General features: G+C 70.5%; 7 protein-coding genes. 5 read left to right on the top strand and 2 right to left on the bottom strand.

Going from position 1 to position 6,149, the window contains the following annotated elements:
• Together CCN56_RS02715 and CCN56_RS02710 are read right to left on the bottom strand one after the other, a co-directional pair.
• The coding region (locus CCN56_RS02715) for a TetR/AcrR family transcriptional regulator (RefSeq protein ID WP_143664405.1) at positions 1–842 on the bottom strand (842 nt) is incomplete at its 3' end.
• A gap of 112 nt (positions 843–954) precedes the next feature.
• Positions 955–1,350 carry a helix-turn-helix domain-containing protein gene (locus CCN56_RS02710; RefSeq protein ID WP_143664404.1) on the bottom strand — a complete coding sequence of 132 codons (396 nt, stop codon included), beginning with the start codon at positions 1,348–1,350 and terminating at the stop codon, positions 955–957.
• Between the two features lie 451 nt (positions 1,351–1,801).
• Here CCN56_RS02710 and CCN56_RS02705 point away from each other — a divergent pair, with 451 nt between their 5' ends.
• From CCN56_RS02705 to CCN56_RS02685, 5 genes are all read left to right on the top strand, one after another.
• A complete protein-coding gene (locus CCN56_RS02705) occupies positions 1,802–3,103 on the top strand; it encodes an MFS transporter (RefSeq protein WP_256961684.1) in 1,302 nt (433 codons plus the stop codon).
• 97 nt (positions 3,104–3,200) lie between these two features.
• Positions 3,201–4,388, top strand: coding sequence for a lipid-transfer protein (locus CCN56_RS02700; RefSeq protein WP_086823034.1), 1,188 nt, complete (start codon positions 3,201–3,203; stop codon positions 4,386–4,388).
• A gap of 3 nt (positions 4,389–4,391) precedes the next feature.
• Positions 4,392–4,850 (top strand): MaoC family dehydratase N-terminal domain-containing protein, encoded by a 459-nt coding sequence (locus CCN56_RS02695; protein WP_086823031.1) that lies wholly within the window; start codon positions 4,392–4,394, stop codon positions 4,848–4,850.
• Complete coding sequence (locus CCN56_RS02690) at positions 4,847–5,239, top strand: MaoC/PaaZ C-terminal domain-containing protein (RefSeq protein WP_086823028.1); 393 nt, start codon at positions 4,847–4,849, stop codon at positions 5,237–5,239. The genes CCN56_RS02695 and CCN56_RS02690 overlap by 4 nt, the downstream gene beginning before the upstream one ends.
• A gap of 26 nt (positions 5,240–5,265) precedes the next feature.
• Entirely contained in the window at positions 5,266–6,069 is an 804-nt protein-coding gene (locus CCN56_RS02685; RefSeq protein ID WP_086823026.1) for an SDR family NAD(P)-dependent oxidoreductase, read from the top strand.
• The last annotated feature ends 80 nt before the right edge of the window (positions 6,070–6,149 follow it).

Here is a 6,149-nt window from a genome sequence, read left to right as displayed (position 1 = left end):
CCGACCTGCTGCTCGCCGCCCCGCATCACGGCGGCGACCAGCAGGTCGGTCTTGGTGGGGAAGTGCTTGTAGATGCTGGGACCCGTCGCGCCGGCGGCCTCGCCGATGTCGTCGGTGCTCACCGACTGGAAACCCCGCTCGTCGAAGAGCCGGATCGCCTCGACGAGGATCTCCTCGCGCCGGGACATCGCGAGGCCGGCGTAACCGCCCGGCGTCGGCGCGGTCGCGGGGGCCGGGCTGGTTCCGAGCGGGCAGTGCGCCGCGGCGTACGCGAGCCGGTACAGCAGTTCCTCGAAGCGGCGGCGGGGGAGCGACGTGCGGTGCCAGGAGACGGAGCCGTACACGGCGAGGACGGCCCAGGCCAGCAACTGTCGGTCGGCGTGGTCCAGTTCGGGTCGTGCGCGGTGGATCAGCTCGCCGATCGCCTCGGCGACGCCGTTCAGTGCGTGACGCTGTTCCTTGCGGCGCTCCTCCGGCAGGTGGCGCGCTTCGCGCTGCCACAGGACGGCCGACCCGCGGCGGTCCTGGGTTTCGGAAGCGGACGTGCGGAGATAGGTGTCGAGGTCGGGCGCCGCCGCGACGGACGCGGCGACCGCGGCGACGGTGGACTCCACGACGTGGAGCAGCAGGTCGGGCTTGCCGCGGAAATGCCGGTAGAGCGCCGGGGCGGTGATGCCGACCTCGGTCGCCACGTCGGCCAGCGAGACGTTGTGGTAGCCGCGGGTGCGGAACAGTTCTGCCGCGGCGGAGACGATCCGGGCCTTGCGGTCGGGAGGCCTGCGTGCGGTCCTCCGCCTCGTCCCCTCGGTCTGCATCGCCGCTCGTTCCTCGCTGTCGGTCATCTGGGAAAAATACCGCACCGGAGCAGTCCGGTGATCACCTGCTCACCCTCATGTCCTACCTCAAGCCTGCGGAGGAAAGCGGATGCGTACCGGAAAGTGAACTTCTGCTCACTCATGGGTTCTGTCGGTCGGCGAGCCGGTGCGACTCCAGCGCGAACGCCAGGCCGACCACGTCCCGCGGGTGCGCCGGCAGCCGCCCCGTGAGCTGCTGCAGCCGGCGCAGCCGGTTGAGCACGGTGTTGCGCCGGCAGTACAGACGCTTGCCCGCCTCCTCCGTCGAGCCCTGGCGGTCCAGCCACGCCGCCAGCGCGGACAGCAGGTGGTCGCGTTCCACCGGGTCCCCTTCGAGTACGGGGCCGAGCACCTGGAAGGCGAACTCCCGGGCCAGGTCCGGGCGGGCGAGGACGAACGCCCCGGGCAGCCGGTCCGCGAGGCGGGCGAGCTCGCCGTTCGTCGAGCAGCTGTTCAGGGCGAGCTCGGCGAACTCCCGCGCGCGCCCGAGTTCCATGAGGCCGGAGACGACGGTACTGATCCCGCAGCGCCGCCCGGTGACGCCGGGATCGCCGCGGCGAGGTCTTCGACGGATCGGTCGCACGGCCTGGAGCGGCACGCCCTCCTCCAGCGCCGACTCGGTGAAGGCGGGGACGCTGGATGGAGCAGCTCCGCCGCATGGCGCAGTACATGGGTGGCGCCCTCCTTGGAGGGGGCGCCGGGAAGCCCGTGCGGCCGGTGGGCGGGACGTGGGGGCCGTACCGGCAGACCGGTGTGCGTCCGGATCATCGTCACCTCCGCGTGAGTCGAACAGTGTCAAGTTAGAGATGACTCACTCCTGCGTCCAGTGGCATGCCATATCGGTTTGAACCCTTGTCCATGCGAGTTAGGGATGATTCACTTCCTGCCACATTCGCCCCGCTGCACAAGGGAGGGCCGTCGTGGCCGTCGAACAGCAGGAATCGCCCGTGTCCGAGTCGGGGGGTGCGGCCCCGGGCCGTGCGGCCCACGTGCGGCGCAGGGCGTGGATCGTCCTCGCCCTGCTCGTGTGTCTGATGCTGGTCAATTACGCCGACAAGGTCGTCGTCGGCTTGGCCGGGGTCGGCATGAAGGAGGATCTGGGCCTCGACGACGCCCGGTTCGGTGTCATCCAGAGCAGCTTCTTCTGGCTCTTCGCCGTCGGCTCCGTCCTCGGTGGCTGGCTCGGTGGAAAGGTGCGGGCGCGCTGGCTCCTCGCCGGCATCGCGGCCCTGTGGGCCCTGAGCCTCGCGCCGATGGCGGCCCAGGTCGGCTTCACCACCGTCGTCGCGTGCCGTGTTCTGCTCGGTTTCGCGGAAGGACCCACCACGGCGCTCGCGATGCAGGTCGCCCACTCGTGGTTCCCGGCGCACCGGCGGGCGGTCCCCAGCTCGATTGTCGTCGCCGGTGCGGGCATCGGCCCGCTGATCGCCGCGCCCGCCCTGACCTGGGTCATCGTCACGCACTCCTGGCACGCCGCCTTCGGGGTTCTCGCCGTCTGCGGCGCCGTGATCACCCTGCTCTGGCTCGTCGGCGGCGATGCGGGGCCGGAGGACGCGCGGGGTGGTCACGGCCACGGCGCGGCCGAGACCGCGTCGATGCTCCCCGAGCGGGTGCCGCTACGGCGTCTCTTCTCGACCAGGACGCTCGTCGGGATGTGTCTGCTGTTCTTCGTCGCCTACGCCAACACCTCGGTCAAGGTCAGCTGGCTGCCGCTCTACCTTCGGGAGGGGCTCGGCTACGACGCCACCACGGCCGGGAACCTGGTCGCGCTTCCGTACCTGGGCTCGGCGGTCGCGGTGATCGCCGTCGGTGTGTTGTCCGCGGCGCTGACCAGGAGGGGTGTGGGGAGCCGCATGACCCGGGGCGTGCTGCCCGGCGCGATGGTCCTGGCCTCCGGCGTGTGCACCATCGCGTTCTCCTCGCTGGACCGTGGTGTGCCGCAGATGGCGCTGCTCGTCCTCGGTTCCTGTCTGAACTCCGCGGGGTACGGGGTCGCCTTCGCCGGGCTCGCCGACGTCGTGCCGGCGAAGCAGCGCGGTGCCGTCTTCGGGATCGTCACCGGGATCTACAGCCTCGGTGGGGTCGTGGCCCCGCTGGTCATCGGCAGGCTCGTGGACGGCGGTGACTCCGTCGCGCTCGGATACGGGGACGGCTTCCTGGTCCTCGGCGTGACGATGATCGTCGGCGCGATCGCCGCGCTGGTGCTGGTCAACCCCGCGCGCGATGCCGTCAAACTCGCCTCTGAGTGAATCATCGAAAACATCTTAATAAGCCATGGATTCCCTTGACACCAGCATTGATGCGCAAGAAAGTGAATCCGTCATAACCTAGTGGCGGGAGATTCGCATGGGTCGCAGAGTGCTGGTGGCCGGGGTGGGCATGGTTCCGTTCGCCAAGCCCGGCGCAGCCAGGACGTACGACGAGATGGGTGCCGGCGCGGTCCGGGCCGTCCTGGCCGACGCGGGGATGCCCTACGAGCGGATCCAGCAGGTGTACGCCGGATACGTCTACGGCGACTCCACCTGCGGCCAGCGCGTGGTCTACGGATTCGGCCTGACGGGTGTGCCGGTCGTGAACGTCAACAACAACTGCGCCTCGGGGTCCTCCGCGCTCTGGCTCGCCCGGCAGGCGGTGGAGAGCGGCGCGGTCGACTGCGCGCTCGCCCTCGGCTTCGAACAGATGCCGCCCGGCGCCCTCGGCGCCAAGTGGACCGACCGGCCGAACCCCCTGACGGACTTCTCCGCCGTCCTGAGGGACGTGTACGACGTCGCCCCGGCCCTCCCCATGACCCCGCAGTACTTCGGCGCCGCCGGCGTCGAGTACATGGAGAAGTACGGGATGCGGCCGGAGACCTTCGCCAAGGTCTCCGTGAAGGCCCGGCGGCACGCCGCGAACAACCCGTACGCCGTCTTCCGCGCCCCGATCACCGAGCGGGACGTGCTGGACTCCCCGCACATGGCCGGCCCCCTCACCCGGCTCCAGTGCTGCCCGCCCACCTGCGGCGCCGCCGCCGCGGTCGTGTGCTCCGAGGAGTTCGCCCGCAGGCACGGCCTCGAACCGAAGGTCGCTATCGCCGCGCAGGCGCTCCGGTCCGACGCCGCCGGTCTCTTCGACAAGAAGAGCGCGATGTCCCTCGTCGGCACCGATGTGACCCGGGCCGCCGCCGGGGAGGTCTACGAGCGGGCCGGTGTGGACCCGCGCGACATCCGGGTCGTCGAGCTGCACGACTGCTTCACCGTCAACGAGGTCCTCACCTACGAGGGCCTGGGGCTGTGCGCCGAGGGCGGTGCCGAGGAGTTCATCCTCAGCGGCGACAACACCTACGGCGGCCGCGTCGTGACCAACCCGTCCGGCGGCCTGCTCTCCAAAGGTCACCCGCTGGGCGCCACCGGTCTCGCGCAGACCGCCGAGATCACCTGGCAGCTGCGCGGCGACGCGGGAGCCCGCCAGGTCGAGGGCGCGACCCTCGGCCTCCAGCACAACCTCGGCCTCGGCACCGCCGGTGTCGTCACCCTCTTCGAGAAGGTCTCCTGACCCATGGCCATCGACCCCGCCCTCATCGGCAGCCGCACCCCCGCCTTCGTGACCGTGGCCGAGCGCGGCCGGCTCCGCTTCTTCGCCCAGGCCACCGGCCAGACGGAGACGGTCTACTCCGACCCGGAGGCGGCCAAGGCCGCCGGCCACCGCGACCTCCCGGTCCCGCCGACGTTCCTGTTCTGCCTGGAGATGGACAACCCCGACCGCGGCAGGTTCCTGACCGACCTCGGCATCGACGTCCGCACCATCCTCCACGGCGGCCAGGAGTTCACCTACCACGCCCCGGCGTACGCCGGAGAAGCCCTCACCTTCGTCACCGAGGTGAAGGACGTCTACGCGAAGAAGGGCGGCGCCCTCCAGTTCATCGTGCGCGACACCCACGTGACCCGCGACGGCGCACCGATCGCCACGCTCACCAGCACCCTCGTGGTGCGCGACCCGAAGGTGGACCGGCGATGACCACCCTGAGCACGGGCGACTCGCTCACCCTCCAGGCCCCGAAGATCACCCGCTCCGCGCTCGCCCTGTACGCGGGGGCCTCCGGCGACCACAACCCGGTCCACATCGACACCGACGCCTGCGCGGCGGTCGGCATCCCGGACGTCTTCGCCCACGGCATGCTCTCGATGGCCTACCTCGGGCGGCTGCTCACCGACTGGGTCCCCCAGGAACGCGTCCGCTCCTTCGGCGTCAGGTTCTCCGCGATCACCCCTGTCAACGCCACGCCCGTCTGCACCGGCACGGTCACCCGGGTGGAGGACGGACTCGCCCACCTCGACCTGACGGTCGAGCTGCCCGACGGCACCGTGACCCTCCTGGGCTCCGCCGTCGTCACCGCCACCGACTGACGTACACAGTAAGGACGCACATCATCATGGGAACCCTGGACGGCAAGGTCGCCGTCGTCTCCGGCTCGGGTCGCGGCATCGGCCGCGAGGTCGCGCTCAAGCTCGCGGCCGAAGGTGCGAGCGTCGTGATCAACGACCTGGACGAGGAGCCTGCCGAGGAGACCGTCGCCGACATCGTCGCCGGCGGCGGCAAGGCCGTCGCCTGCGTCGGCTCCGTCACCGAGGACGACTTCGCCGACCGCTTCGTCGCCACCGCGGTCGACGCCTTCGGCGGCCTGGACATCATCGTCAACAACGCCGGCTACACCTGGGACTCGGTCGTCCAGAAGATGACCGACGAGCAGTGGGACGCCATCCTCGACGTCCACCTCAAGGCGCCCTTCCGCGTCCTGCGCGCCGCCCAGCCCTACATCAGGGCCAACCCGACCGACTATCACCGCAAGGTCGTCAACATCTCCTCGGTGTCGGGTCAGTACGGCAACCCGGGCCAGGCCAACTACTCCGCCGCGAAGGCGGGCGTCATCGGTCTCACCAAGACCATGGCCAAGGAGTGGGGGCGCTACAAGGTCAACGTCAACGCCGTCGCGTACGGCTTCATCCTGACCCGGATGACCGAGGCGACCGCCGACGACGAGGCGTTCGTCGAGATCGAGGGCCGGAGGATCAAGGTCGGCGTCAGCCCGCAGATCGCCGCCGCCGTCGCCCGTACCAACCCCTTCGGCCGCCCCGGCACCCCGGCGGAGGCCGCGGGCGCCGTCTACCTGCTGTGCACGCCGGAGGCCGACTACATCAGCGCCCAGGTCGTGACCGTCGACGGCGGCTCCCGCTGACCATCCTCATCCACGCACCGGGCACCGACAGCAACGACAGCAACGACTGCAACGACTGCAACGACTGCAACGACAGGACC

It is taken from the genome of Streptomyces sp. NRRL B-24572 (assembly GCF_002156145.1).
In the GTDB taxonomy this organism is placed as follows: domain Bacteria; phylum Actinomycetota; class Actinomycetes; order Streptomycetales; family Streptomycetaceae; genus Streptomyces; species Streptomyces vietnamensis.
This window is presented reverse-complemented; position numbering and strand designations above follow the sequence as displayed.

What these genes read in the sequence shown, in the direction of transcription:
- CCN56_RS02710 (WP_143664404.1), bottom strand. Translation starts at nt 1,350, where the DNA reads ATGGAACTCGGGCGCGCGCGGGAGTTCGCCGAGCTCGCCCTGAACAGC.
- CCN56_RS02700 (WP_086823034.1), top strand. Translation starts at nt 3,201, where the DNA reads ATGGGTCGCAGAGTGCTGGTGGCCGGGGTGGGCATGGTTCCGTTCGCC.
- CCN56_RS02695 (WP_086823031.1), top strand. Translation starts at nt 4,392, where the DNA reads ATGGCCATCGACCCCGCCCTCATCGGCAGCCGCACCCCCGCCTTCGTG.
- CCN56_RS02690 (WP_086823028.1), top strand. Translation starts at nt 4,847, where the DNA reads ATGACCACCCTGAGCACGGGCGACTCGCTCACCCTCCAGGCCCCGAAG.
- CCN56_RS02685 (WP_086823026.1), top strand. Translation starts at nt 5,266, where the DNA reads ATGGGAACCCTGGACGGCAAGGTCGCCGTCGTCTCCGGCTCGGGTCGC.